Origin of the sequence: Moraxella nonliquefaciens, from assembly GCF_001679005.1 — a bacterium.
Lineage (GTDB): Bacteria > Pseudomonadota > Gammaproteobacteria > Pseudomonadales > Moraxellaceae > Moraxella > Moraxella nonliquefaciens.
The window spans coordinates 77,174-103,980 of the sequence record NZ_LXTW01000003.1; the positions used below are offsets into that span (position 1 = coordinate 77,174).

General features: G+C 42.7%; 29 protein-coding genes. 11 read left to right on the forward strand and 18 right to left on the reverse strand.

All coding sequences use genetic code 11. The features are described 5' to 3' along the window. Positions 1 to 35: 35 nt before the first annotated feature. Entirely contained in the window at positions 36 to 365 is a 330-nt protein-coding gene (locus A7456_RS01530; RefSeq protein WP_066891733.1) for a YhbY family RNA-binding protein, read from the forward strand. A 34-nt stretch (positions 366 to 399) separates the two neighbouring features. Then, on the forward strand, positions 400 to 1,053 hold the full coding sequence (locus tag A7456_RS01535; protein WP_067006862.1) for a DOMON domain-containing protein: 654 nt from the start codon (positions 400 to 402) through the stop codon (positions 1,051 to 1,053). 119 nt (positions 1,054 to 1,172) lie between these two features. Here A7456_RS01535 and A7456_RS01540 read toward each other — a convergent pair whose 3' ends face one another. The 4 genes from A7456_RS01540 to A7456_RS01555 form a co-directional block, all read right to left on the reverse strand. Further along, a complete protein-coding gene (locus tag A7456_RS01540; RefSeq protein WP_067006865.1) occupies positions 1,173 to 1,751 on the reverse strand; it encodes a tetratricopeptide repeat protein in 579 nt (192 codons plus the stop codon). A gap of 198 nt (positions 1,752 to 1,949) precedes the next feature. Beyond that, positions 1,950 to 2,564: a methionine biosynthesis protein MetW gene (gene metW, locus A7456_RS01545; RefSeq protein ID WP_067006868.1), complete on the reverse strand. Its 615-nt coding sequence runs from the start codon at positions 2,562 to 2,564 to the stop codon at positions 1,950 to 1,952. 33 nt (positions 2,565 to 2,597) lie between these two features. Next, the gene (metX, locus tag A7456_RS01550; RefSeq protein ID WP_227713324.1) at positions 2,598 to 3,797 is read right to left on the reverse strand and encodes a homoserine O-succinyltransferase MetX; all 1,200 of its coding nucleotides are present in this window, start codon (positions 3,795 to 3,797) and stop codon (positions 2,598 to 2,600) included. Positions 3,798 to 3,984: 187 nt separating this feature from the next. After that, positions 3,985 to 4,980 (reverse strand): Fe(3+) ABC transporter substrate-binding protein, encoded by a 996-nt coding sequence (locus A7456_RS01555; RefSeq protein WP_082995380.1) that lies wholly within the window; start codon positions 4,978 to 4,980, stop codon positions 3,985 to 3,987. Between the two features lie 231 nt (positions 4,981 to 5,211). Between A7456_RS01555 and A7456_RS01560 the strand changes: the two genes are divergently transcribed. Together A7456_RS01560 and A7456_RS01565 are read left to right on the forward strand one after the other, a co-directional pair. Further along, positions 5,212 to 6,819: an ABC transporter permease gene (locus A7456_RS01560; protein ID WP_082995381.1), complete on the forward strand. Its 1,608-nt coding sequence runs from the start codon at positions 5,212 to 5,214 to the stop codon at positions 6,817 to 6,819. Between the two features lie 31 nt (positions 6,820 to 6,850). Beyond that, positions 6,851 to 7,870: an ABC transporter ATP-binding protein gene (locus tag A7456_RS01565; RefSeq protein WP_067006876.1), complete on the forward strand. Its 1,020-nt coding sequence runs from the start codon at positions 6,851 to 6,853 to the stop codon at positions 7,868 to 7,870. Between the two features lie 38 nt (positions 7,871 to 7,908). On the opposite strand, the gene A7456_RS01570 is transcribed toward A7456_RS01565, so the two are convergent. From A7456_RS01570 to A7456_RS01600, 7 genes are all read right to left on the reverse strand, one after another. Beyond that, complete coding sequence (locus A7456_RS01570; RefSeq protein WP_067006879.1) at positions 7,909 to 9,309, reverse strand: MATE family efflux transporter; 1,401 nt, start codon at positions 9,307 to 9,309, stop codon at positions 7,909 to 7,911. Positions 9,310 to 9,428: 119 nt separating this feature from the next. After that, entirely contained in the window at positions 9,429 to 11,255 is a 1,827-nt protein-coding gene (locus A7456_RS01575; RefSeq protein WP_067006882.1) for an autotransporter domain-containing protein, read from the reverse strand. Between the two features lie 198 nt (positions 11,256 to 11,453). Continuing rightward, on the reverse strand, positions 11,454 to 12,161 hold the full coding sequence (locus tag A7456_RS01580; RefSeq protein ID WP_066886085.1) for an ABC transporter permease: 708 nt from the start codon (positions 12,159 to 12,161) through the stop codon (positions 11,454 to 11,456). Next, positions 12,158 to 12,889 (reverse strand): ABC transporter permease, encoded by a 732-nt coding sequence (locus tag A7456_RS01585; RefSeq protein WP_067006885.1) that lies wholly within the window; start codon positions 12,887 to 12,889, stop codon positions 12,158 to 12,160. Before A7456_RS01585 ends, A7456_RS01580 begins: the two co-directional genes overlap by 4 nt. A gap of 159 nt (positions 12,890 to 13,048) precedes the next feature. Continuing rightward, a complete protein-coding gene (locus A7456_RS01590) occupies positions 13,049 to 13,903 on the reverse strand; it encodes a transporter substrate-binding domain-containing protein (RefSeq protein WP_067006888.1) in 855 nt (284 codons plus the stop codon). A 59-nt stretch (positions 13,904 to 13,962) separates the two neighbouring features. Beyond that, on the reverse strand, positions 13,963 to 14,823 hold the full coding sequence (locus A7456_RS01595; RefSeq protein ID WP_066886077.1) for a transporter substrate-binding domain-containing protein: 861 nt from the start codon (positions 14,821 to 14,823) through the stop codon (positions 13,963 to 13,965). A 55-nt stretch (positions 14,824 to 14,878) separates the two neighbouring features. After that, positions 14,879 to 15,649: an ABC transporter ATP-binding protein gene (locus tag A7456_RS01600; RefSeq protein ID WP_066886074.1), complete on the reverse strand. Its 771-nt coding sequence runs from the start codon at positions 15,647 to 15,649 to the stop codon at positions 14,879 to 14,881. A gap of 313 nt (positions 15,650 to 15,962) precedes the next feature. Here A7456_RS01600 and ccmC point away from each other — a divergent pair, with 313 nt between their 5' ends. Genes ccmC through ccmE form a run of 3 tightly spaced genes read left to right on the forward strand, consistent with a single transcriptional unit; the run spans position 15,963 to position 17,545 of the window. After that, complete coding sequence (ccmC, locus tag A7456_RS01605) at positions 15,963 to 16,754, forward strand: heme ABC transporter permease CcmC (RefSeq protein ID WP_067006891.1); 792 nt, start codon at positions 15,963 to 15,965, stop codon at positions 16,752 to 16,754. A 20-nt stretch (positions 16,755 to 16,774) separates the two neighbouring features. Next, positions 16,775 to 16,993, forward strand: a complete 219-nt coding sequence (ccmD, locus tag A7456_RS01610; RefSeq protein WP_066886068.1) for a heme exporter protein CcmD — start codon at positions 16,775 to 16,777, stop codon at positions 16,991 to 16,993. A gap of 24 nt (positions 16,994 to 17,017) precedes the next feature. Further along, entirely contained in the window at positions 17,018 to 17,545 is a 528-nt protein-coding gene (gene ccmE / locus A7456_RS01615) for a cytochrome c maturation protein CcmE (RefSeq protein WP_066886065.1), read from the forward strand. A 75-nt stretch (positions 17,546 to 17,620) separates the two neighbouring features. On the opposite strand, the gene A7456_RS01620 is transcribed toward ccmE, so the two are convergent. The 7 genes from A7456_RS01620 to A7456_RS01650 form a co-directional block, all read right to left on the reverse strand. Further along, the gene (locus A7456_RS01620) at positions 17,621 to 18,136 is read right to left on the reverse strand and encodes a dihydrofolate reductase (RefSeq protein ID WP_066891773.1); all 516 of its coding nucleotides are present in this window, start codon (positions 18,134 to 18,136) and stop codon (positions 17,621 to 17,623) included. A gap of 9 nt (positions 18,137 to 18,145) precedes the next feature. Further along, positions 18,146 to 18,988 carry a thymidylate synthase gene (locus tag A7456_RS01625; RefSeq protein WP_067006893.1) on the reverse strand — a complete coding sequence of 281 codons (843 nt, stop codon included), beginning with the start codon at positions 18,986 to 18,988 and terminating at the stop codon, positions 18,146 to 18,148. A 165-nt stretch (positions 18,989 to 19,153) separates the two neighbouring features. Continuing rightward, the gene (locus A7456_RS01630; RefSeq protein ID WP_067006896.1) at positions 19,154 to 19,651 is read right to left on the reverse strand and encodes a hypothetical protein; all 498 of its coding nucleotides are present in this window, start codon (positions 19,649 to 19,651) and stop codon (positions 19,154 to 19,156) included. Further along, the gene (locus tag A7456_RS01635; RefSeq protein ID WP_067006898.1) at positions 19,648 to 20,148 is read right to left on the reverse strand and encodes a hypothetical protein; all 501 of its coding nucleotides are present in this window, start codon (positions 20,146 to 20,148) and stop codon (positions 19,648 to 19,650) included. The genes A7456_RS01630 and A7456_RS01635 overlap by 4 nt, the downstream gene beginning before the upstream one ends. Positions 20,149 to 20,284: 136 nt before the next feature. Beyond that, positions 20,285 to 21,160 carry a prolipoprotein diacylglyceryl transferase gene (lgt, locus tag A7456_RS01640; protein ID WP_067006901.1) on the reverse strand — a complete coding sequence of 292 codons (876 nt, stop codon included), beginning with the start codon at positions 21,158 to 21,160 and terminating at the stop codon, positions 20,285 to 20,287. Positions 21,161 to 21,349: 189 nt separating this feature from the next. Continuing rightward, positions 21,350 to 21,751: a hypothetical protein gene (locus A7456_RS01645; RefSeq protein WP_067006904.1), complete on the reverse strand. Its 402-nt coding sequence runs from the start codon at positions 21,749 to 21,751 to the stop codon at positions 21,350 to 21,352. 50 nt (positions 21,752 to 21,801) lie between these two features. Then, positions 21,802 to 22,119: a BolA family protein gene (locus A7456_RS01650; RefSeq protein ID WP_067006907.1), complete on the reverse strand. Its 318-nt coding sequence runs from the start codon at positions 22,117 to 22,119 to the stop codon at positions 21,802 to 21,804. 137 nt (positions 22,120 to 22,256) lie between these two features. On the opposite strand from A7456_RS01650, the gene A7456_RS01655 reads away from it, so the two are divergent. The 4 genes from A7456_RS01655 (at position 22,257) to ligA (ending at position 26,713) form a co-directional block, all read left to right on the forward strand. Next, the gene (locus A7456_RS01655) at positions 22,257 to 22,448 is read left to right on the forward strand and encodes an oxidoreductase-like domain-containing protein (protein ID WP_145916036.1); all 192 of its coding nucleotides are present in this window, start codon (positions 22,257 to 22,259) and stop codon (positions 22,446 to 22,448) included. 159 nt (positions 22,449 to 22,607) lie between these two features. Then, a complete protein-coding gene (gene hemH / locus A7456_RS01660; protein ID WP_067006909.1) occupies positions 22,608 to 23,570 on the forward strand; it encodes a ferrochelatase in 963 nt (320 codons plus the stop codon). A gap of 117 nt (positions 23,571 to 23,687) precedes the next feature. Next, complete coding sequence (locus tag A7456_RS01665; RefSeq protein ID WP_067006912.1) at positions 23,688 to 24,569, forward strand: cell division protein ZipA C-terminal FtsZ-binding domain-containing protein; 882 nt, start codon at positions 23,688 to 23,690, stop codon at positions 24,567 to 24,569. Between the two features lie 74 nt (positions 24,570 to 24,643). Next, positions 24,644 to 26,713 carry an NAD-dependent DNA ligase LigA gene (ligA, locus tag A7456_RS01670; RefSeq protein WP_067006915.1) on the forward strand — a complete coding sequence of 690 codons (2,070 nt, stop codon included), beginning with the start codon at positions 24,644 to 24,646 and terminating at the stop codon, positions 26,711 to 26,713. The last annotated feature ends 94 nt before the right edge of the window (positions 26,714 to 26,807 follow it).

The following is a 26,807-nucleotide window of genomic DNA, read 5'->3' on the forward strand; positions in this document are numbered from 1 at the left end:
ATTAATTTATTAAAAAACATGTTTTGAGACATTTTATGGCAAAACCTAATTTTAGCAATCCATCCAACGATACCCTAAAACAGTTGCGAGGTATCGGTCATCGCCTAAATCCCATCATCATGGTAGGTGGCAATGGTTTGACGCCCACACTCATTGAAGAGACCGCTCGTGCCTTGACCGACCACGAACTCATCAAAATCAAAATTCCCGCAGGTTCATCCGATGAACGCAAAGCCTGTGCGTCTGCCTTAGCCGATGCCACAAACAGTCAAGTGGTACACCACATTGGGCGAATGGTTTTGTTATTTCGCAAAAATGATGAACCCAACGAAAAACTGTCAAATTTGGTAAGATTTGGCTTTTAAGCTTTGATTATTGGTCATTGATAAAGGGCGTGCCATGAATTTTTTTACCGCAAATCCCACTGATAAGCTGTTTGCTTTATTGCCACTGTCGCATTTTACTGAGTTTTATTATGATGATAACTCGGTCATGCAAAGAGAGCAGTTATTTGTTTTGCAAGGCTCTCAAAATACCAATCAAAAAAGCAAGTCTGCCCCCAAAATCCACGTTTATGCCAGTGAAGACACGCATAAGGGCAAGCATGTGATTAATCTGAGTTTCATGGTTGAGAAAGTAGATGGATTGCATTTTGCTGATTATGATGATGGTAATATCAAGCGTGCTGATAAGTTGTGGCAAGAGACCTGTTTAGAATGCTTTATCGCTTTGGCAGATGGCAGTTATGTTGAGATGAATATCGCCCCCGATGGACGGTATGCCCTGTATCATTTTAGCGATTATCGTACGCCCGCCACGCCCATACAGACTGATAAAGTAAATCTATCATGGCGTGCTGATGATAATGATAACATGCTGGTGTATGAACGCCATGTCAGCCTTGATGTGTCAGACGTGTCGGATTTGTTGTCCGAGCAGACACTCATCAACCCCTGTGCGATACTAAATATCAAAGGTGATTTGCAGTACTTTGCTGTCAGCTTGGCTCCTGTGCTTGATTTTCATGATAAAGCATTTTGGCAAAAATGGTAAATGACAACTGATAAATGGCAATCTTGTTGGTTAAATCATTGGGTCATCATTGATTAAACTTAATTGGCTAAACTTAACAAATCCATGAATGATACCATGAATTTGTTAAGTTTGGGTGGTTATTTGATGGTAAACCAATCATTGGCACTGGTTTTGGCTTTTTCAATGTCGCTTGATGATAGGTTCAGAGCAAGTTGACCGATTTTGGCTTGGGCCCTATTGCGAATGCCATTATCAAGCATGCCATCACGACTGGATAGGTCATACCATTTGTAGGCATCTACATAACGCTGTTGTTTTTCATCAATCATCGCAAGAGCGTAACTGGCACGATTATCACCCAAATGAGCGGCACGTTCTAGCCATCTGCGACCTTCATTCATGCTTGCTTTAACACCCTCACCACGCAGATACATCAGTCCCAAATTGAGCTGGGCAGGAGCAATGTCTTTTTGGGCGGCTTGGGTGTACCAGTGCACTGCTTTGATGGGGTCTTTGGCAATACCCTCACCTTTTTGTAGGCGTTTGGCTAGGAAAAATTGGGCGTGATGATTACCGCCATTTGCTTGGCTGGCAAGCGATGAGATGTCCATGACCTCAAAACGAGACACATTTAGCGGTACATTTGAGATAAGTTCAGCATTGGCGACACCTACCAAAAGTAGGGTAGATATCATGCTAAGTTTTAAACGTTTCATAAATGACAACCTTTCATAAAATAATGACAACCTTGCATAAACTTCGGTTGAGAGCTGTATTTGTGTAGGCATCTTTAAGAGCCAAATGAGTGCTTTATCATACCATCATTGACAGATAAACTCAATTTTTTACTTTGCCAAACCGTCAAATTTTGTAACATTATCCATCATCTATTTGGTGCATGTTAATTTGAGAGCCTAACCTCGCACAATCCGATACATCGCCACATCCGCCAAGAGATTTGGGGCGGCTTTGACGGCTTGATTGCGGATAAAGGTGGGAATCTTTGGGTTGGGGTTATCCCACAGGGCAATTGTGTCCAAAATACGAATGTTGTTATCATGGCACAGTCGTTCAAAATCCTTGAAAGTGCAAAGATGAATGTTGGGCGTGTTGTACCATTGATGGGGTAGGGTTTCGCTTATTGGCATAATGCCTTTGATGCCAAGATAGATGCGGTTTTGCCAATAGGCGAAGTTTGGAAAGGTTACAATGGCAAATTTGGCAACTCTTAGCATGTCATTGAGTAGGGTCTTGGGGTGTTTGACTGCTTGCAAGGCACGAGTCATGACAACCGTATCAAAACTGTCATCAGCAAAACGAGCTAAGCCATCATTTAAATCCTGTTCTATGATATTGAGCCCTTTGGCGATGCCTTCATTGATTTTGTCAGGGTCAATTTCAAGCCCATAGCCAAATACACCCAAATGCTCTTGTAAGTGTGCTAACAGTGTGCCATCTCCACAGCCCAAATCCAGTATTTTTGAGTTGGGCTTTATCCATTTTTCGGTCAATTTGTGATCAATATTCATAATGTTGCGTTTATTATCTTGTTGGTATTGAGATTAGATTTTGGGGTGTGATGATGCTTTATTTGATGAATTATTTGGCATGGGCGAGCTCAAAAACCCCTTCACGGCGGTTGTGTAACGTGCAATGTCAAATAAAAACGAATCATGTCCGTGCGGTGCGTCCACATTGACAAAACTGACAGGTTTGTTATTTGCCATCAAAGCGTCTACAATCTCAATAGAACGCTTGGGGGTAAATCGCCAGTCGCTTGTAAAAGAGACGATGAGAAATTGACATTTGGTGCGGGCAAGTGTCTGTTTTAGGGCTTCTTTTTCGTCCAAACCATCAGGGGTGTAGTCTCGTGTTGGGTCAAAATAATCCAATGCCTTGGTCATGAGCAGATAAGTGTTGGCATCAAAATTTTTGCTAAATCTCTCACCTTGATAACGCAAGTAGCTTTCTACTTGAAACTCCACATCATAACCGTACATGAACTTGCCTGACTTCAAATCTCGTCCAAATTTGACTTTCATGGCATCTTCGGTAATGTAGGTAATATGTCCAACCATGCGTGCTAAGACCAATCCATGGCGGGGATAGGCGTTTTTTCTAAGATACCAGCCGTGATGAAAATTAGGGTCAGATAGGATGGACTGGCGGGCAACTTCATTAAAAGCGATGTTTTGGGCGGACAGTTTGGGGGTGCTTGCGATGATGACGGCACGCTCCAAGCGGTCAGGATAATCCACCGACCATTGTAAGGCCTGCATGCCCCCCATAGAACCGCCAATGATGGCATGCCATTTGTCAATGCCCAAGCGGTCTGAGAGCATGACCTGCGTTTTTATCCAGTCTTTGATGGTAATGAGTGGAAAATCCGCCCCCCAAATTTCACCTGTGGTAGGGTTGATTGTTGTAGGGCCTGTTGAGCCGTGGCATGAGCCGATGTTGTTTAAGCATACCACAAAAAATTGATTTGTGTCTATTGCTTTGCCATTGCCAATCAAATTATCCCACCAACCTGCTTTGGTGTCTTGCTCGCTGTGATAGCCTGCGGCGTGGTGTGAACCTGATAGGGCATGGCAGATTAAAATGGCGTTTGTTTTGTCTGTATTTAGCACGCCATAGGTCTCAATAACTAAGTCAAATGATGGTAAAACACGTTCGCATTCTAATGTTAATGGTTCATCAAAATGCAAGACCTTTGGCGTTACGATACCAACAGATTTTGGGTCTAAATATGGGGGGCTTATGTCCACGTTATCGCTCTTTTTAATTTAAAGTTGTATTTTAAGGGCAAAAGGCAGGTTTGGCAACAGCATTAACAAGATGAGCATAAAAATAAGATGAACACAAAACAGACAGCAATAAAAAGCACTTTGGTTTGACCAAAGTGCTTTTTGATGTTTAGATATTGGCAGAATCATTGATTTAATTTAATTATTTATAACCTGCTCGTTTCATTGTCATGATGGCTTTTTGTTGGTTTTGACCTGCTACCGATACATTGATGACATCTTGTTTAAATCTGCCCCAATTAGCCACGGCAGGCGTTGGTGTTATCTGTGGATTGGCTGGGTATTCAAAGTTTCGGTCAGCATACAAACGCTGTGCTTCTTCGCTGGACATCCATTCAATGAATTTTTGGGCTTCGGCAGGGTTGTCTGAATGTTTTACCACGCCTGCACCTGAAACATTGACATGCGTGCCTTTGCCTGCTTGGTTGGCAAAAAATACTTTAACATTATTAGCAACATGAGGTTTGGAATTTAGCAAGCGTCCATAATAATAAGTATTGGCAATGCCCACATCACAACGACCTGCATCAATGGCTTCTAACAGTGCTGTATCATTTGCAAATGGTGCGGTTGCCAGATTTGCTACCCAGCCTTTGACCACTCTGTTGGTAGCAGCTTGTCCATGGTTTGCAATCATCGTTGCCACCAAAGACTGATTGTACACATTATTAGAGGTACGCAAGCATAATCTGTCTTTCCATTTTGGGTCTGCCAAATCGGCATAAGTTGAAAGTTCGCTTGGATTGACCTTATTTGGGTTATAAAAAATGGTACGAGCACGTACTGATAACCCAAACCAATGGTTTTTTGGGTCACGCAAATGCGATGGAATATTGCTTTTTAATACAGAAGAATTGATGGGGCGTAAGACACCAGCTTGTGTTGCCTGCCAAAGATTACCACCATCAACCGTGATAAGCACATCAGCTTGGGTATTTTTGCCCTCAGCTTTTAGCCTTTCCATCAAAGGGCCTGCTTTATCGCTCACAACGGTCACCTGTGTGCCAGTTTTTTGTTGATAGGCTTCTGCGATGGGCTTTAATAGCTCGTCGGCACGTGCTGAATATACAACAATTTCATTGGCAAATGCTGGGGCGGTAATTGCCATCGCCAATGCGGTAATAACCAGTTTTTTCATCATAGATCCTTTTATAAGCAATGTTATGAAACAATAAATTAACACTAGTCTTGCTACTTAATCTGTCTTAAAACCACCGTGATTCATACAGAAAAAAGCACGCCAATTTGACATTTTAATCAACCTGCCAAATTTGTGCTATTATACAATACTTTCTAAATAGAAACAAGAAGAATTGTCATTCTCTATCAGTTTTGGTAAAATATGATACCGCCCTTTGTTTTATCATAAATTCCCATGAATTCATCTTCCATTTTACCTCGCTTGTGGCTTGGTCTGTGTGCCTTGTTGGTTTTGGTGCCATTATCCGTCATTGTCTTTGCACTTAACAGTTTTGATGCTGAAATTTGGCACTTTTTGCTGGATTATGAGTTGCCACTGTTGCTTAAAAATACCGCATTACTGGTACTGGGGGTGGGCATTGGGGTAACAGTACTTGGCACAACAACCGCTTGGCTGACTGCCATGACCGATTTTCCGTTGAAACGCTTTTTTGGTTGGGCGATGATGTTGCCACTTGCCATGCCCGCTTATGTGCTTGCTTTTGTGCAGTTGGGTATTTTTGACTATACAGGTACTATTAGTACTTATTTAAGGCAAGCGTGGGGTTTTGAAAATGGTCTGCCAGATATTAGAAATGGCTTTGGCTTAACGGTGGTCATGAGCCTAACTTTATATCCTTATGTTTATTTGTTGGCAAAAAATGCCTTTGGCAGCATGGGCAACCGAGCTCTTGAAGCGGGGGCGTCATTGGGGCTGTCATCCGTGCAGTCATTTTTGAAGCTGGCATTGCCCATGGCAAGACCTTGGATTGCTGGCGGCAGTATATTAGCCTTGATGGAAGTATTGGCGGACTTTGGTGCGGTCAGCGTCTTTGGCTATGACACTTTTACAACGGCAATTTATCAAGCATGGTTTGGGTTTTATTCGCTTGATACCGCCAAACAGTTGGCAAGTTTATTAATTGGTCTTGTGTTTGTTTTTTTGCTGCTTGAACAGCTAAGCCGTGGTCGTCGCCGTTTTGAGTCCACAGGTCGTGCCAGTCATCACCGAAATATTGTCTTAACTGGTCATAAAAAATGGTTCGCCACTTTGTACTGTGGGCTGATTTTATGTTTGTCTTTTGTCATTCCAATCATTCAGCTGACCGCATGGGCGATGTCAAGTTGGCAACAAATTGTACTTAGTGAATTACTGATGCAAATTTGGCACTCTGTCAGCATCAGCCTAATGAGTGCTGTGGCGGTCGCTGTGGTTGCATTATTTATCGCCATCGCAGCTCGCTTGGATAAAAGTCGCTATGCTTTGATTGCCACCAAAATATCCACACTGGGCTATGCCATCCCAGGTACGGTATTGGCTGTTGGTGTCTTTGTGCCTGTTGCATGGCTTGATAATTGGCTCATTGCCAACATATCTGCATTTTCAGACAGTGATGCGATTTTTAAGGGAACCATCTTTGCCATGCTCATCGCTTTATTGATTCGCTTTTTGGCTTTGGGTGTCCAATCGGTGGATGCTGGCATGAAACGCATTCGTAACACACACATAGAAGCAGCGGCTTCACTGGGAGCAACGCCTTTTGGTACGGTGTATCGTGTCTATTTGCCACTCATCAAAAGTGCCCTTGGCGTCAGCATGTTGATGGTCTTTGTGGACACCATGAAAGAGATGCCCATCACGCTCATGATGCGTCCGTTTAATTGGGATACATTGGCGGTGAGAATATTTGCCTTTACCAGTGAAGGCTTGTATGACAAGGCATCTTTTCCAGCACTTGCTATCATTTTAACTGGACTAATTCCTGTCATCTTATTTTCTAAAATGAATCAAAAATAATCACTCATCCATTTAACACTTTGAGAAAACCATGTTGCGTATTGACAATCTTTGTATCAGTTTTGACCACAAACCCATCTTAACTGACATCAGCCTTCATCTTAAATCAGGTCAAATCGCCTGCCTACTGGGTGCCTCTGGCTGTGGTAAAACGACACTACTGCGGTGTATTGCTGGTTTTGAGACGCCAGATAGTGGTGAGATTTATATTCAAGACAAGCCACTGTATGTCAAAAATATCCATCTCCCTGCCCATAAAAGACAAATTGGCATGGTATTTCAAGATTATGCTTTATTTCCACATTTGACCGTGGCGGATAATATTGCTTTTGGGCTCTCTGCCATGGACAAAACTGCCAAATCCGAGCGTGTGGCTGAAATGCTTGAACTCATTGGGATGAGTGAGTATGCCAATTACTATCCACATGAGCTGTCAGGGGGGCAGCAGCAACGGGTTGCACTGGTGCGTGCACTTGCCCCACGCCCGAGTTTGATTTTGCTTGATGAACCATTTTCAAATTTGGATGTTGAGCTTCGCACCAACCTCTCCAAAGAAGTGCGTCGCCTGCTCATCTCCCAAAATGTCTCTGCCATTTTGGTAACCCACGACCAAGCAGAAGCCTTTGCAATGGCAGATGTGGTTGGGCTAATCACTCATGGCAGATTGCAACAATGGGGTACGCCAGATGCGTTATATCATCAGCCTGCCAATGAGTCGGTGGCGAGATTTATCGGTGAAGGGGTACTCATTGATGCCACAAAGGTAACAGAGTCAAATTTTGATACCTCATTTGGGTGTATCGCCGTTGGTTTGCCTTTGGGTAGTCAAAAAGCCTTGATTCGTCCCCATGATGTCAAGCCAAGCCAAGACCCTAATGCCATCGCTGTTACCGTGATTGATAGAGATTTTCGTGGCGGTTACTGGCTATATACCCTACAAACTCATGACGAACAAATACTGCTCATGCAAATATCAATGGCAACAAGTCATCGCACCCATCATGTCGGTGATAAAATTGGCGTGATGATACATAGAGCGTTTGGTGTGTGATTTAAAGATTTGTTAAAGTACCTGCTAAGATATTTGGGTCAAAGTATTTGCTTTGTCATGTATTTGCTATGTCGCTCCAAATACCAGCCCAAAGACAATGCTGCCACCGCCAGCGAGATGACCAATGCCATCCAAAAACCATAGATGCCCATACCAACATAAAACGCCAACACAATCCCAGGCAGTAATCCACAGCCCCAAAAGGCAATGATATGAATAATCATGGGAGTTGTGGTTATCTTATAGCCACGCAGGGCATAGCTTGCCACGCATTGTATGGCATCAACAAGCTGAAAGGCGGCAGCATAGAGAATGATGGTGGTGGTGATGGCAATGACCGCCGTGTCTTTGGTGTAGAGTGTTGCCAGTTGTTCTCGTCCGATGACCAAAAAGGCAGCGGTCAAAAATGAGATGGCAGTCGCCCCTGATAATGCCACACCACTGCTATAACGGGCATGCTTAGGCTCACGCTGACCCATCGCCATGCCCACTCGTACCGTGCTGGCAATCCCTAGGCTTTGGGGTATCATAAAAATAAGTGATGTGATATTGATGGCGATTTGTTGGGCGGCGATATAATTTTCAGTATTACCATCTAATCTGGCAACCAAAAACATGATGCAGCTAAATAGACTCACTTCAATAAAAAAAGACAATCCGATGGGTATGCCAAGTTTGGTGATGTCGCCAAAGAGTTTGATGTCAGGCAGGCTAAACTTATCCATCAAACCAAATTCGTGAAAATATCTGTCTTTGGTGATGTATGTGCCAAGCATGATGGCGTTAAGCCAGAAGACGATGGCAGTTGCCAGCCCACAACCTGCTCCGCCTAGGGCGGGCATGCCAAATTTGCCATAGACAAAAATGTAATTTAAGGGGATATTGACAAAAAAACACAACCAACTGACCATCATGATAACTTTGGGTTTGTTAAGACTAGAAGCATAGGCGTGTAAGGTGCGATGTATCATGGCAGCAGGCATGGCAAGCCCGATGAAATACAGATATTTTTTGGTGATGGTAAGCGTGTTGGCACTTAGATGATCAAAATAATAATCAAAGGGCAGTATCGCTGCCCAAATCAGCACCATGCCAATCACACCCATGAGTAGCCCATACCACAGCCCTTGTCGCCCCAACTCACCAATATCGCCCGCTTTGGTTTCACCTTTATTGATCGCACCATACTGTTGGGCAATCAGGGGATTTAGGGCGGTCATTACCCCAAGCAAAGTAATGTAGATGGTAATAAATAAACTGTTACCCAGTCCGACCGCTGATAAGTCATCTTTGCTGATGCTACCTGCCATGACCGTATCAATAAAGCCTGTACCAACCTGAGCGATTTGTGATAAGAACATGGGTAGGGCAAGTGTGGCTAGGGCGATGAACTCTTTTTTATAATCAGCAAAGCTGTGGTGATTTAGGTCAAGAAGCATGGATGATACTGGATAAAAGTTTGGGCGTATTTTACCACAGTCAAATGATGAGATTTGATGTTTTGTCCTCTTAAATGTGCAAAACTTACGTTCATATCCATCAAATCTACACCCATTTATCAAAATGCAAAACGAACACCCACTAAGCCACCAAGATTAGTATCACCATTTTGATGAGTGGTGTGAACCCCTGCGTGGACATTTGCCTTAGCAAGTTGCCCTTGTATGCCCAAATGAGCGGTAGTAGCGTGGGATTTGTCAGCATTAATGTCGGTATTAAAGCCTTTGGTGTATTCATGAATGGAGGTCAAAGCTGCGTTAATGATTCGTCCGTCATCATTAAATTCATGAGCGTGGGCGATACCACCTGTTAAGGTCAATGTGGGGTTGATGATGTAATCCACGTCCACACCAATCTCACCTTGTAATGATTTTTGTTCTTGTTTGCCAAAACGCATGGCAGTGGATAAGGCAGGTTCGCTCTCAACCAAATCACCTACCTTGACTTGTTGAGCGTGAACACCGATAAGTGGACGCACTGTGGCTTTACCGATGTCAATGCCATAACCAGCTTGTAATCCTATATGAAAACGTCTGGCATTTGTTTGTCCTGTGTGTGAACGATTTGCCCCTTCCCAGTCAATGCGGCGGTGCGTGTCTATACTTAGGCGATCCATTCCCAATGCGGTGTTTAGGCGAATGTTGGCGATATCATGGCGATGGTACAGTCCCACGCCGATGGTTTTAATGTTGGATGATAGGGTTTTATTTAAGGTATGGTTTTGATTGTGATGGATGAGATATGCTCCTGTATGTTTTGATGAGTCCGCCACATTCAATCCAATTTGGGTAGCAGGACTTGCATGATTGCCAGATTGGAGTTTTGCCCAAATACTGTGCTGTGAATCACCAAGCCTGTCAAGTTGATGATAGATTTGACGGTCGTCGCTCAAACCTGTCTTTATTATCTCATTTGAAACTTTGCCTATGTGAATGGGGGCATCTATGATGGTGTGGTAATACTGTGCCAAAATACGGTGCGTACGCCCTGATGGGTGAATGTCATCGGCAAAGGCGTAGGTTTGGTTGGCATCTGCACTCGTTGCTTGCCAATTGGCTGTGTGACAGCCCAGCGATGAGGTCATGCTGTTGATATTTTTACAGGCAAAACCTTTGACATTGGTAAAACCAAAGGCTTCTTTATTGGCAGTTGCTTCTTGGAGTAGGGCAAAGGTGTTGGCAGGAATGACGTTGGCATCGGATTGATTGAGCTGTGAAAATAAAGCACGGTTGTATGTATTGGCAGCTAATGTGGCTTGCTTTGCCATACTGGGGTTGGCAGCCGCTCTTGGTGTAACGCCAATATCGGGCAGATTTGGTACCAAAATGGTCTTTGCTCCTGCTTGATGCAGTCGTTTGATGGAGCTGACCTGTGCAGATGATGCTGTGTTGATGTCCATCAAGGCTTCTGTGATGGGTTTTGAACTTGCTCCAAGCAAATCATTAGCACCAACCCACACCGCATACAAGGCATTTGGGTCAGCCTTTGTGTGATTGTTAAAATAGTTATCCATCTGTTGGCGAACCGATGGGATGCTAATCAGACCGAAGGCTGCTGTTTCATTTTTTTGAGCTTTGGCACCACCGATGGCATGGTTGGTGCCGGTGAGTGTGTTATTGTTATTGGGTTTGGCAGTCAGCCCATAAGTATCAGCCAACACGCCCGCCCATGTTGTGTCAGGATTGGTAGTAAATGAGCCATATGCTGTTCCTGCTATGGCAGAGATTGATGGATGGTTGTTGATTTGGTGTGCCAAATTGCCAGTATCTGATAAACTGTCTCCAAATACGATAAATTGGCTATAATCTTTGGCGTGAGTGGTATGTAAGCACATGGCAATCATTAGGGTTAATGATGATTGCTTGATAAAAGAGCGTTTGTTCATGGTCATCTCCAAAATAAAAACATCTGTAAAGTGTAACAATATATGACAATAATTACAAGTGTTTACCATAAAAAATTAAAATACAGCAACGTTACAGTTTGTGCGCCTTAGTTTCTTAGTTTGGAGTTGGTTTAGAGCAAGCAGTTGCCCACTTTTTTAAGATGCCATGAGATTTTTTATGACCAAAAGTTTAAGTTATTATTTGTTAATGGGGTTGTATCGTTTATGCTTATTAAAAGAGCGGTCAAAGAATTTAAATAGTGCCAATATTATCCATGAGATGAACAGATAAATAATACCTGCGGCAAAATAAATCTCCAAAGTCAGATAAGTTTTGGCGATGATATTTTTTGAGACATACATCAAATCTACGATGGTGATGGTTGATGCTAGGGCTGAACCTTTGAGCATGAAGATAACCTCGTTACTGTATGCAGGTATCATAATACCAAAGGCACGAGGTAGGGTAATATGGGTGAATTTTTGCACAGGCGACATGCCCAAAGCATCTGCCGCCTCCAATTCACCATGGGGAACAGCCTGTATCGCCCCACGCACAATCTCAGCGACATAAGCGGCGGTATTTAGGGTAAAGGCGATGATGGCACACCAATAAGCTTGACTGAGTATGGGTTTCCACAGCACACTCTCTTGGATGACCTTAAACTGCCCTAAGCCGTGATAAATCAGAAATATCTGTACCAGTAGAGGTGTGCCACGAAAAAAGAATATGTATAAAAAAGGAAAAATTTGCACCAAGGGATTCTTAGACAGGCGTAACAGCGCCAAAATCACCCCAAAAATTAGCCCAATGATGCTAGATAATGCCACAAGCTCTAATGTGGTGATGGATGCGTTTAGCAGTTCGGGAAAATGCGTGATGATCGCTTGCCAGTTCCAACTCATGCGTTTGCCCTCATGTGTTTTTGTTTAAGCATTTTTTTAGCGTAACGTTTGGCAGGGTTGGCACGCCACTCACCAAAGCTGATACAGGCAGTAACGATTGCTGTTAGGCAAAGATAGACAAAAGCTGCCATCAGATAAAAGGTAAAAGGTTCTTGGGTGGACTGAGCGGCACGAGATGAATAATAAATCAAATCTTTTAGTCCGATGAGTGAGATGAGAGCGGTATCCTTTAAAAGCACCAAAAATAAATTACCCAAACCAGGTAAGGCAACGACCCACATCTGTGGCAAAATGATGCGAAAAAAAGTTTGGGTAGGTTGCATGCCCAGCGACCAAGAGGCCTCCCATTGTCCTTTGGGAATCTCTTGAATTGCCATGCGAAATACTTCGGTGGCATATGCTCCGAACATGACAGATAGAGCAGCCACACCTGGCCAAAAGCTGCCAATATCAATGCGTCCCCCATAACCAAATACTTCTTTGGCAAAAAATGACACGATGATATCACCGCCAAAATAGATGGCAAAGACCACAAGCAGTTCAGGGATGCCACGCACCAAGGTGGTGTAGATATTGGCAAAACTTTTAAATAGCCAGCCATTAGAGAGCTTGGCAGTTGCCCCCAACAGTCCGAAAATCAACCCAAAAATCAAGCTCGTTAAGCCCAGTTTTATGGTCAAAATCGTGCCTTGCCAAAGTAAATCAGTATATCCGTGAAGTTCTAACATGGTGTGGCGGTCTTTATGGTTATTGTGTTGATGGTTTGAATAAAAATAGACAAGGTCTGCTTGTCTATTTTGAGCGCATTGATTGTTAAGGAGAATGACCTTATCAAATTGTTAAAATAGAACAAAACGCTTATTTTAACAATTTTTCAAAAATTTTGCTTAATTATTTTTGGCTGTATTGTTTGATGTATCCACAAAATCACTGACCGTCTGAATATCAGGGGTTTTGTCAGAGGGTGTGTTTGCAAAGTATTTTGCCATCAATTCATCATATTTGCCATTGGCTTTTAGGTGTGCCAAAGCGGTGTTAAACTCGTCTTTTAAGGCATCATTTTTACGCACCGCAATGCCTACCTTATCATTAATATCAATGGGCTTACCCTTAATTTCAAAGTTTGCACCTGCATCGGTTGCCAACCAATCAAAGGCTGGCACAAAGTCGGCAAGCATATAATCAATACGCCCTGCACTTAGGTCAAGATGAACTTTATCCTGCTTATCATAGGCTTTGATGATGGCATCGGGCTGATGTTTGGCAAGGTACTCACCTGAGACAGTGGTTTGTTGCACACCAACGGTCTTGCCTGCTAAGTCATTTATGGTGATGTTATCGCCTTTTTTACCAACCAATACCAGTCTATTATTAAAATAAGCATCAGAAAAATCAACCACTTCTAAACGCTCTTTTGTGATGGACATGCCTGCCATGATGGCATCAGATTTGTTGGTTTGTAGGCTTGGGATTAGAATGTCCCAGTCCTGTGCTACGATATCACAGTCAGCACCCATTTGGGTACATAGAGCATTGGCAAGGTCAATCTCAAAGCCGACCAGATTACCAGTATTATCCAAATAACTAAATGGCTTAAAACTTGATTCGGTAGCGATCAGTACTTTTTTGTTGTTATTTGTGTCATCGGTGGCAACAGTGGCGTCTGTGGATGTGGATTTGTCGCCCCCACAGGCACTCAGAGCAAGGGTGGTTAATGCGATGGCTAAGTATTTGATTTTCATGATAAAGCCTTTTGGTTGGTGGGTGGTTTTAAACGATTACTCTTTGCAGGATATGGCGACTATTTAGTTTTGGCGGTGTTGGTAGGCTCAGTGACCACTTGCTCGGTGCTATCCACGGATGCAAGCGTGGCAGTATCACCAAAGTGTTGTTTTTCTAGCTCGGCAAGTTTGCCATTGGCTTTTAGGGTTATTAATGCTTTATCAAAATCAGATTTTAGGGTGTCGCCTTTACGCACAGCAATACCAAGATTGTCGTTATTATTTATCTCATCACCGACCAATCCAAAGCCATCATTACCTTGTTTTAACCAGTCCATGGCTGAGACTTTCTCCGCCATGACCGCATGATTTCGCCCTAATTTTAGGTCAGAATAAGACTCGGCATAGGTGCCATGGAGTTGAACACGGTTGCCATCTTTGCCATCATACCTTTGGGTGATGTAGTCTGCCCCTGTGGTAGAACGCTGACTGCCTAGTATCTGATTTTTAATATGGTTAGGGTCAAATGAACCATCGGTTTTAGATATCCATACGATGGTATTGGAAAAATATGGTTCGGAGAAATCAACCTGTGCTTGGCGTTCGGGCGTGATGGATATACCAGCGATGACCGCATCATATTTGTTGGTTAAAAGACCAGGTAATAAGCCATCCCAATCTTGTGACACAACCTCACAATTTGCCTTGATTTCATTGCAGACAGCATGGATGACATCAACATCAAAGCCAACAATCTTACCATCAGCGTTTAGTTTGTTAAAGGGCGGATAATTGGCTTCTGTGGCGATGACCAAATTTCTGGCTTCACCAGTTTGGGCGGTGGTATCTGCCATGGCGGTATCGGCAGGTTTGTTACCCCCACAAGCAACCAAGGTACTTACTGCCAGCAGGCTTAGGGAGAATTTGCTAAGTGTGTTCATGATAATCCTTATATTAAATTGAGTTTAAAACAATCATCGGTTCGTTGCTATGGTATTATTGATGAGATGCCATAAATTCTTTGACACGTTCGGATTTAGGATTTTCAAAAACCTCGCTGGGTGTACCCATCTCTTCAATACGTCCTTGATGCAAAAAGACAACCTTAGTTGATACTTCTTTGGCAAATCGCATCTCGTGAGTAACAATAAGCATGGTACGCCCTTCACTGGCAAGTTCACGCATGACCGCCAACACTTCATTGACCAGTTCTGGATCTAGGGCGGAGGTGGGCTCATCAAATAGCAAAACCCTAGGTTTCATGGCAAGCGAGCGAGCGATTGCCACACGTTGACGCTGACCACCTGATAAGTTGTCAGGATAGGCGTCTTTTTTGTCCAGCAGTCCCACTTTACTAAGCAGGCGTTCACCCTCGGTGATGGCATCTGCCTTATTCATGCCCAGTACATGAATGGGTGCTTCGGTGATATTTTCTAAAATGGTTTTGTGTGGCCATAGGTTAAACGACTGGAACACAAAGCCTATCTTAGAGCGAAGTTTTTCAAGTTGTTTGGGGTTTTTGGCAACAAGCTCACCTTTTTTATGGGTCAATTGCAGTTCTTCATCGCCCATAAAAATCTTGCCAGCACTGGGCTTTTCTAACAGATTGATACAGCGAAGTAAGGTGGATTTGCCCGAGCCCGATGACCCTAAGATGCTGATGACATCGCCATCATAAGCGGTCAAAGAGACACCTTTTAAAACTTTAAGCGAACCATAATTTTTGTGAATGTCTTGTAAATCAAGGGCGATGGGGCGGTCAGTCATGAATTTCTCGGTTATTTTCTAAAATAAAAAGTTAATCGTATATTTTGAACAAATATGATAAAAAAGGCAAATCATTTTTAGCAAAATTAGTAAAATTTTTTAATTTTTTCATCAATTTGTCAAAATAATGATAAAAAGAGTAAAATATACGAAATGTATTTTAAGATGGGGTATGTTTTGGGCAAATTTGTATGATTTTTACCAAAGCGACCATTTTTGATTTTTCGCTAATTACTGACAATTGTCAAAAATATGCTATAATTAGCCATTTAACTTTTACTGCCATTAATGTTGTTACGGTGAGCCATGCCAGATGCCCAAAAATAAAACCACGACCACCAAAAATACAGGATTTTTTAATCGTCTGTGGCAGGGTTTTTTGACAACCGTTGGCACAGAGCGATTTTTTAAGATGTTCTCACCGTGGGTCAAATACCTGCTTGCCATCGCCTTTGTGTTTATTGGTGTCAGCACCATTTGGGGTTTGGCATTTGCTCCGCCTGACTACTTACAAAAAGACAGCTATCGTATCATCTTTATTCATGTACCCATGGCAAGCCTTGCCATGAGCGTCTATTTTGCCATGAGTGTGCTTGGGGTCATCTTTTTGGTATGGAAAATTAAAACCGCCAACATTGTTGCCCAAGCCATCGCTCCCATGGGTTTGATGGCGTGTGTACTGGCCTTGATAACAGGTTCTATTTGGGGCAGACCGACATGGGGCAGTTATTGGGTGTGGGATGCACGTTTGACATCCATGTTGATTTTGGCATTTTTGTATGTGGGGGTAATGGCATTATTTAGTGCCTTTGAGCATAGCCAAAATCGGGGTAAAGCGGCGGCGATTTTATCCATCGTCGGAGCGGTCAATCTGCCAATCATCAAATACTCGGTGGATTGGTGGAATACCCTACATCAAGGGGCAACTTTTACCGTTACCAATGCCCCAAAAATGCCAACCTCCATGTGGGCACCTCTGCTGATTATGTTATTGGGTGTGTATTTTTTGGTAGCAGCACTTGCCATTTATCGCACCAATTCCTTGATTTTGCAACGTGAACATAATAAAGCATGGGTAGCCAACTACCTAAATACAAAAAAATAGCTAGCTCAAAGAGGCAAGCGATGACACCACATTTTCAAAACTTTCAAGACTTCATCCACATGAATGGGCATGGCGTTTATGTGTGGGCAAGTTATGGCATTACTTTTTTACTCATCTTTGGGCTTATTTGGTACACTTTTGCCGAACGCAAAAAGATTATAAGAGAGCTTTATCAAAAAAATATCAGATTGACCAATAAACAACGTCAAAAATTAAACCAAAACAGTCCCCTCTCTTAACATTTAAACTAAAAAAGGCATTTTATGAATCCAACTCGCCAAAAAAAACTCATGTGGGTCATTGCCATGCTTTTGGGTGTGGCACTGGCAGTCGGACTGATTTTGTATGCCATCGGTCAGCAGACGGATTATTATTTTGACCCTACTGCCATCAGTGCTGGCAAAGCACCCAAAAATAAGCGTATCCGTGCAGGGGGCATGGTGGTGGCAGGTTCGGTCAAGCGAGACCCAAATGACCCATTAAATGTCCAATTTGAGGTAACTGATTACAAGGCGGTTGTGCCAATGACCTATCGTGGCGTGCTGCCTGATTTATTTGCCGAAAACTCAGGAGTTGTGGCAACAGGCACATTACAAGGAGATACGTTTGTAGCAAGTGAAGTGCTTGCCAAACATGATGAAAATTATATGCCCCCCGAGGTTGCCAAATCCCTAAAATCTGAACATGCCAAACAAGGGACGGACATCAATAACGGGCAATTTATCCCCGCCACAAGCATGGATGAGATTGACCAAAGGCAAGCAGAGCAAATCCAAAATCAACATCAATGATGCTTGTAGATGGTTGTTAAAAAGTTTGGGGAGGGTTGTTAAAAAGATAGTTAAGCAGTCAATCATCACGCCAAATCACGCAGGTGATACACCTCTTTTGTAGCATACAAATGTAAAACTGATGCCACTTTTATCGTCTGTCTGCTTATCTGACCGCCATACCTCATCAAAATCGTCTGTTATATTAGGATAATACGTGTCGCCTTGTATATCCAAATCCACCTCTGTGATTTGTAATACATCTGCCAGGCTTAGACTTTGACGATAAATCTCACCTCCGCCGATGATAAATATGCTGTCCTTACCCAGTTTTGACGCATCATCTTTGGCGTTATTGATGGCTGTGGTCAAATCATAAGCCACCATCACGCCATCAGCTGTCCATGCTCTATCTCGTGTGATGACATGATGGCTGCGATTGGGCAAAGGACGACCGAGCGATTCAAAGGTTTTTCGCCCCATGACAATCACACCTTCTGTGGTAATCTCTTTAAAATGCTTTAAATCAGCAGGAATGTGCCAAGCTAAGTCATTATCCTTACCAATGCAGTTTTGACGGTCTTTGGCGACCACATGGATGATTTTTGTCATCATCGCTCCTTATATCGCCACATCTGCTTTGATGCGTTCATGTGATTGATAATCCATGATTTTAATGTCATCAAAGCCAAAATCAAACAAGCTATCAATATCAGTATTTAATGCTAATTGACAAAGTGGCAATGGCTTACGGGTCAGTTGTAATTTGGTCTGTTCAAAGTGGTTATGATACAAATGCGTATCTCCCCCTGTCCACACAAAATCACCCACATCCAGACCACATACCTGAGCAACCATGTGGGTTAATAGGGCATAGCTTGCAATATTAAAAGGCACACCCAAAAACACATCCGCACTACGCTGATAAAGCTGACATGACAGTTTGTCATTTGCCACATAAAACTGGAACAGCGTATGACAAGGCGGTAGAGCAACTTGTCCTGCTTCAATCGGATTCCAGCCTGAGACAATGAGACGCCGAGAGTTGGGATTGGTTTTTATTTCGTTTACAAGCCAACTAAGCTGGTCAAAGCCATCCGCTTGATATGAGCCATCGGTGTTTTTGGTTGCTCCAAAGTTACGCCATTGATGACCGTATATCGCCCCCAAATCACCCTCCTGTCTGCCAAATCGTGCCGTCTGTTCAGCGCTTGCCCACTCATCCCAAATGGTTACGCCATTATCTTGTAAATATTTGACGTGAGTATCACCCTTAATAAACCACAAAAGTTCATAAATGATGGATTTCATGTGTACTTTTTTTGTGGTGAGTAGTGGAAAGCCATCTGTCAAATCAAACCGCATTTGATGACCAAAAATGGAGCGAGTGCCTGTGCCTGTGCGATCGGATTTGTCCGTGCCGTGGTTTAGGATGTGAGATAACAGTGCTAGGTATTGTTTCATGGGTTTTTCTCTTTTAGGGCGTGTTAAATGTCGGTATTTGTAATGAAAAATAGGGGAAATCGCACGTTTTTCAAGGATTTTGACGATGAAAAACAAGATTTAGTCATTTTTCATGCAAAAATGATTTAAAACATTAAGTTTTTGCCTTATTTTATAAAAATGTTATCAACGCTTAACACGCTCTAACAACTGTTCAAAAAATACCAATGTGGTTTTGGTATCAAAATAATGCTCATTTAGGCGAATATAAGTGGCATTCATTTTGGCAAATTGTTGCCAATCACCTTTTTCATCTTGATAAATAAACGCTAATGTATATATCAATTTACCTGAACTGGGATGTTTTACTTCATGGAAGTGTAGTTTGCATGCTTCATAGGATAAATATCTGGGTTTGATAAGTCCATGCTCTACAAAAGCGATTTTGTCAGGATATAATATCAGTCTTGGTTTTTGATATAAAAATGCCATGACACCAAACAGGATAAATATGACAATGCCAAATATCATACCAAACATATTTTTGCCGATAAAACCAGTGATTGCAAAAAATAAAGAAATCAGTAGAAAAAATACAGCAAAAATAAGACCAATACGCCCAAAATAAACATAAACCCCAATCGGAAATTCAAAAGTTTTTCCGTCAAAGGTAAATGTATTCATGTAATATCTCTTAATTTAAACCTATTAAAAAATGCTAAGGTTTTTTGTTTGTCAAAATGATATTTTTGATTGCCAAAAGATACATTTTTTGGGTTAAGATAAATAAGCAGTTTTTCCTTATCTTTATCATTTTTATCAAGGGTATAAAAATACAATAAAGACTGCTTGCCGTTTTGGTTTGTTATTGTCTGTTCCAAAAAATGCAAGTCCTGCCAAGCGATATGCCGTGGTATGGGTCTTATCATGACCACCTTGTCGGTGTGTAATATCATGGCAGGCTTTTTTGTGGATAATAATACCGATGTTATCAATAGTGCAAATACGGCATATATCGCTAATGCCCATGCGTTTTGGGTAATTATGGCAAACCCCACCGCCACACCAAAGCCGATAAGGTTTATGAGTATGGCGGTTAGTAGGGCTTTTTCCGAATGGGGCGTGGTGTAGACAGCAATCGGAAATTCAAAATTTTTACCGTCAAAGGTAAATGTACTCATGTAATATTTCCCAATTTAATCCTATTAAAAAATGCTAAGGTTTTTTGTTTGTCAAAATGATATTTTTGATTGCCAAAATACGTATTTTTTTAAATTAGGATAGGTAGGGGCAATTTATTCGCCTAATATTTTTGCATTAGGATTTTTGCCAGTCATAAATCTGTCTTTTCTGGGCAAGAGCCATTAACACCACTCCTGCAATAATCATCGGTAGGCTGTATAATTGCCCCTTACTCATCCATCCAAAAATCAACTCATAGCCCACATCAGGCTGGCGGAAAAACTCGGTAATAAAACGGCTATATCCATAGCCTAGCAAGAATAAGGCAGACACGGCATAACGTGGACGTGGCTTGGCACTAAACCACCATAAGAGGATAAATAACAGTACGCCCTCTGTAAAGGCTTGATAAAGCTGGCTTGGGTGGCGGGGCAGTAGGTAGTATTCGCCCATTTGCACGGCAATCTCATGTAAACTCGGGTCAGCATTGATAAGTTCATGGTCAGCATGCACCGCTTGGGGAAAGTGCATGAGATGAGCATAATCGCCATGCGACACCCGTCCCCACAGTTCGCCATTAATGAAGTTACCAAGCCGTCCAAAAAGTAGCCCAAGCGGTACACATGGGGCGATAAAATCCAATACGGTAAAGGCAGGTTTTTTGTATTTATGCCCAAAAAAGAACATGGCAACCAATACGCCAACAAAACCACCGTGAAAACTCATGCCCCCCTCCCATACCTTGAACAGATAAGCAGGATTTGCCAAAAATTCGCCAAAATTATACAAAATCACATAGCCAATGCGACCACCCAAAATCACGCCCATCGCCCCAAAGAATATCAAATCAGAGACCATCTCACCACTAAAATCACGCCGTTTTTTGCCACGATAAGTTGCCAATATATAGGCAGACAAAAAGGCAAGCAGGTACATAAGTCCATACCAATGCACTTGTAAAAAGCCCAAATCAAGGGCGACGGGGTCAAATTGGGGATGTGTGATTGCCATAAAAAACCATCATTAAAAATTTGCCTATGATAGCAAATTTTTAATGATTTTTAAATCAAATTAAACCAAATGCAATTTTGATGGTCAATTTAAAAGCAAATCCAAAAATAAGGTTAAAAAGCAAGCTAAGTACCTAAGTACGATGGTATCTGCTTTATGAAGTGGATAAGTAAATCCAATTTGGGTCAATCATTCGCCATAAATCTTGATGTGTTGGGCAAAAGCACAGCCCTTTTGGCGAGCAGCAACCACCATGGCATCATGCTCACCATAGAGTTTGGCTAGGGTGTTGGTTTTGGCTTGTTTTGTGCCACCACCTAGCCCTGCACCCACACTGATGGATGGATAGATACCGCCACGACCACCCACAAGACCAATGCCAATACCTGTGGCAGACAGTTTGGTATTTTGGTTTTCGGTTGCCTTGGCACTTTGGCTGATGCGAGCGACCTCGCTTTGTAGAAGGTTACAATCATGACCTTGATAATTGGTAGGATTGACGTATTGAGGGACGATGTTGGTTGTGGCACAACCTGTTAAAGCGACAGCGACAGCCGTTAATAAGATATGTGCTTTTTTTGTGGTTTTCATGCAAATGCCTGCCTGATAAGGGGTTGTGATGAGAGTTTGTGGGTATTGGGTTATTTGTTTTGTCCAGCACAGTTAGGACTATTTGGGATGGCCGTCAATGCTGTCCATTCAGCAGGGGTGTAGGCATGGATGGCTAGGGCGTGTACCGTACCCCCTTGTATGGTCAGATGGGGATTGACCAGATTATAGACGAGCTGATGGCGGAATGCCAAACGTTTGCCATCAAAGGCATCACTGACAATGATGAGTTTAAAGTGACTCTCTTTGCCATCAAAATACCCTGCGTGCATGTGGCTTTCGTTGTCCAGTGTCAAGTGTATGGGGTTTAGGGCATTTAGGGCATGGGTTAGGGCGGTTTGGGTCTTCATGAGTTTATCAAGTTTGTTAATGGGTCTTAGGATTGATGGGTTGGTATGGTTGTTTGAACCAACAATAACGATTATAATACCACATTAACAGAGCAAATATCAAAGACAGACACGCCCAAAATTACAAAGAGAGCATCATGACCGATCAATTGACAGACAATGCCCCAACTCCAAGCGACGTTCCGCCTCCACCTGTACCACCTGACGATGATGAATGTTGTCATAATAGATGTGGTGAGTTGTGCGTATTTGATATTTATCAATCACAAAAGGCAGATTATAATGCCAAATGGGGTCATGTGATTGATAAGATGAATGAAAACGAATGAATGATGTGTTATGTCTTTTTAGTAATGACGATTAAAAAGTCGTTTTTGTAAAAATTCTATGAATGGTTTTGGTTGTTTCAATCATAAAATTCACCAAATAATTCTCACAATTTTGCCAAAAAATGTTACACTAAGCCAAATTTTAAATGATAAATATTCATGAAAACCGCCATCATCCTTGTTAATTTGGGCACACCTGACGAACCGACTGTGCAGGGTGTTCGCCGTTATTTGCGTGAGTTTTTGTCTGATACTCGTGTGATTGAAATTCCCCCCTTTATTTGGCAAATCATCCTAAATCTGTTTGTGCTGACCACTCGCCCCAAGCGTGTCGCCCATGCTTATCAAAGTGTGTGGACATCTGATGGTTCACCGCTATTGGCGATTTTAAAACAGCAGGCAACCCTACTACAAGACCATCTTGCCAAACAGGGTAAAAATATTGCTGTGTTTGCCGCAACCACCTATGGTAATCCCAATATTAAGACAGTCATGGCAGATTTGCAGGACAAAGGTTATGATGATTTTATCGTCTTTTCACTGTATCCACAGTATTCAGCGACGACCACAGGGGCGGTATTTGATAAAGTGGCAGAATATTGTATGAAAAAACGTAACATGCCCTCTGTGCAGTTTACTAGGGGTTATCACGACCACCCTTTGTATATACAGGCACTGGCAGAGAGCATTCGTAAGTTTTGGACAAAGCAGGGGCGAGCTGATAGATTGCTGATGAGCTTTCATGGCATACCCAAGCCTTATGTTGACAAAGGAGACCCTTATGCTGATGAGTGTCGCAAAACGGCGGTTTTGGTTGCAAGTGAGTTGGGACTTAATACACATGAATGGGCGATAAGTTTTCAATCACGTTTTGGCGCCCAAGAATGGCTAAAACCCTATACCGATGAACTGCTTACCGAGTGGGGTAAGCAGGGCGTATCAGTGCAAGTGCTAAGCCCTGCTTTTTCTGCTGACTGCTTAGAGACCTTAGAGGAGCTTGCCATAGAAAACCATGATAATTTTATGAATGCTGGCGGTAAATCATATGAATATATCCCTGCTCTAAATACCGATGAGATACATATTAAGTTGATGGCAGAGATTGTGGGGCGGTACTTGTAATACAGTGCCTTACGTACCAACTTTGTGCCAAAATTTACCGTCAAAATAGATGACTAAATTAGGCAGGCGTGGTAAACTAACAAATTTATTTGAAAAATATTTTTGGAAATGGGTGCTATGAGTACTTTTTTGGTAATTATCATTGTATCGGTCATTTTGATTGGGTTGGGTCTGATTGTTCGTAGCGTATTTACCAAGGACTTTAAGGGTGATGCTAAGATATTGGCGTACAAGGACGGTTTGCCAATTTTGCCTCGTGATGAGCGTGGGCAGTCAGCACTTTTCATCAACAAACACAATCAAACAGCCAATACTAAGTCTGTCAAATCAGAACAACCGCTTAGCGATGAAAGTAAAGCCGATGCCCTATCAAGCCTTGCCATGGTTGCAAGTCAGGATTCTAACACGCATGACCATCATTCTCCCCAAGATGACAAAGCCGTCCATGTCTTGACTGATGAGCCCATCAAAAAGGAGCGATTTACCGAACCATCTGGCAACTTTACTCAGAATTCACCTGTGCTTGACCGCCATCTTGAACAGCAACAAGCCTTTGATCAAGATAATGACCCCTTGCTAAACGCCCAAGAGACGGTAACGGTTGTCATTACTCCCAAGAACCAATACAGTGGACTTTCAGGCAGGGCGGTGCTTGATATTGTCAGAGCCTATGGATTAAAATACGGTGTGATGAATATGTATCATCGCTATGAGCGTGAAGATGGCACGGGTAAGTTATGGTTTAGCATGTTGGGGGTAGGCTATGATGGGCTAGTAGAAGGTTTTGATTTGAATACCTTAACCGACAGTCATTTTAGTGGCTTATCGCTGTTTTTATCTTTGCCACATCCTCATGCTCTGCGCGGTTTTGACAGCATGGTATCTGTTGCCCAGATGATTGCCAAAGACATTAATGCTGATGTGCACGATGATGAAGGTTACATCTTAGATGGGACGTATTTGGCGAAGTTGCGTGCCAAAGTGGCTGATTATCGCTGATGTGCCTCACTCAAAAGCCGTCTTTTAGGGCGGTTTTTTAAACGTTAGATTTTAATCATTATTTACAAAATAACATGACCGATTTATTTGCCCCTTTATCTGCTGATATGCCTGCCAATGACAAGATGGCGATTATTGCCCAAATGCGTAAACTCATCAGAGTCCTAAAACACCATAATCACGCCTATTATGTACTGGATCATCCAACCATTACAGATGGTGAGTATGACAGTTTGCGTGCCAAATTAGTCCAGCTGGAAAATGACTTTCCCACGCTAAAACAACAAGACAGCCCAACCGATAACGTGGGTGATACGCCTTTGCCATTTTTTACTCAGGTCAGTCATGATTTGCCCATGTTATCGCTTGCTAATGCCTTTAATGCTGATGATGTGGCAAATTTTGTTCGCCGTGTTAATGAGCGTTTAGATGGCAAAAACCAAAATCCTGAATTTGAAATGGAACTTAAATTGGACGGTTTGGCGGTATCTTTAAAATACATCAATGGTGTATTTAGTCAAGCACTCACTCGTGGAGATGGGCAGGTGGGTGAGGATATTACGCACAACGTTCGCACCATTTATAACCTACCACTTGTACTTGATGACTGTCAAGACATTGATCTTTTAGAGGTGCGTGGCGAGGTGTTAATGCCAAAAGCAGGATTTTTAAAATTAAACGAACAAAGTCGTAAACGTGGCGAGAGGGTCTTTGCCAACCCCAGAAACGCAGCAGCAGGGTCATTAAGACAGCTAAATCCTGCCATCGCCAAATCCCGTCCGCTGGCTTTTTATGGTTATTCGGTCAATCAAGGTCTGCCCAATGCCATCACAACCCAAAGTGGAGCAATGCGTTTTTTGCAGGCACAGGGGTTTGATGTATCGCCCTTTAAAGTGGTGGCAAACTTACAACAAATTGATGACTTTTATCAAGAGACCATTACCAAACGAGATGAGTTGCCCTTTGAGATTGATGGCATGGTGGTTAAATTAAACTCGCTTGCCTTACAAGATGATTTGGGGTTTTTAAGTCGTGAGCCACGTTGGGCGACTGCTTACAAATTCCCTGCCACGACCGCCACAACACGCCTACTGGATGTAGAATGGCAAGTGGGACGTACAGGGCAACTCACCCCTGTGGGTAAGCTTGAACCTGTCAATGTTGGGGGCGTTACCGTGAGTAACGTTACCTTGCATAACTTTGGCGAGATTGAACGGCTTGGGGTCATGATGGGCGACATTGTGAGCATTCACAGAGCAGGGGAGGTAATCCCCAAAGTGTCCAATGTGATGGAAAATTTGCGTGATGATAATGTACGTGCAATCCATCTGCCAAATACCTGCCCTGTTTGTGATTCGCCTGTGGTGTTGCCAGATGGCGAAGCTTTGGCACGTTGCATGGGGGGACTGGTCTGTACCGCCCAAGCCCAAGAAGCCTTAATACATTTTGTTTCACGAAAAGCCATGGATATTGATGGTTTGGGGTCGCAGCGGCTCATTAAGTTTTTTGATATGCAGCTGATTAAGACCGTGGCAGACATTTATCGTTTGACAGATAAAGCACAGGTTTTACAAAAACTAGAAGGTTTGGGTGAAAAGTCGGTTGCTAATATGCTCTTTGCCATTGAAAAATCCAAAAACACAACCTTATCACGTTTTATTTTTGCTTTGGGCATTCGTGGTGTGGGCGAGAGTACGGCACGAAATTTGGCTGAGCATTTTGGTCGGTTGGACAGATTGCAAAATGCCAGTGTGGATGAACTGTTAAAAGTGGTGGATATTGGCAAGATTACCGCCAAAAATATCCATGAGTTTTTTCGCACAAAGCATAACATGGAGGTAGTTAATGATTTGATGGCATTGGGTGTGCATTGGCAAGCGGTTGTCAAGAATACAGCTAATGCCCCACTTGATGGTCAAACATGGGTGATAACAGGCACACTTGAAGTCATGGGGCGAGATGAGATCAAAGCTCATCTACATGCGTTGGGGGCAAAGGTTGTAGGGTCGGTGTCTACCAAAACAAGTGTGCTGCTGGCTGGGGATAAAGCAGGCTCTAAGCTGAACAAGGCAGATGAGCTTGGTGTGCGTGTGGTGAGTGAAAGCGAGTTTTTGGCATTATTGGCAGAGTATGGCAGGATGTGATGATGGCTGTCGTATTGAAAAATGTTAAAAATTTTTGATAAGAACGCACCTGCCTTTATTATGATTTATCATCTTTTATCATGATTTGTCATCA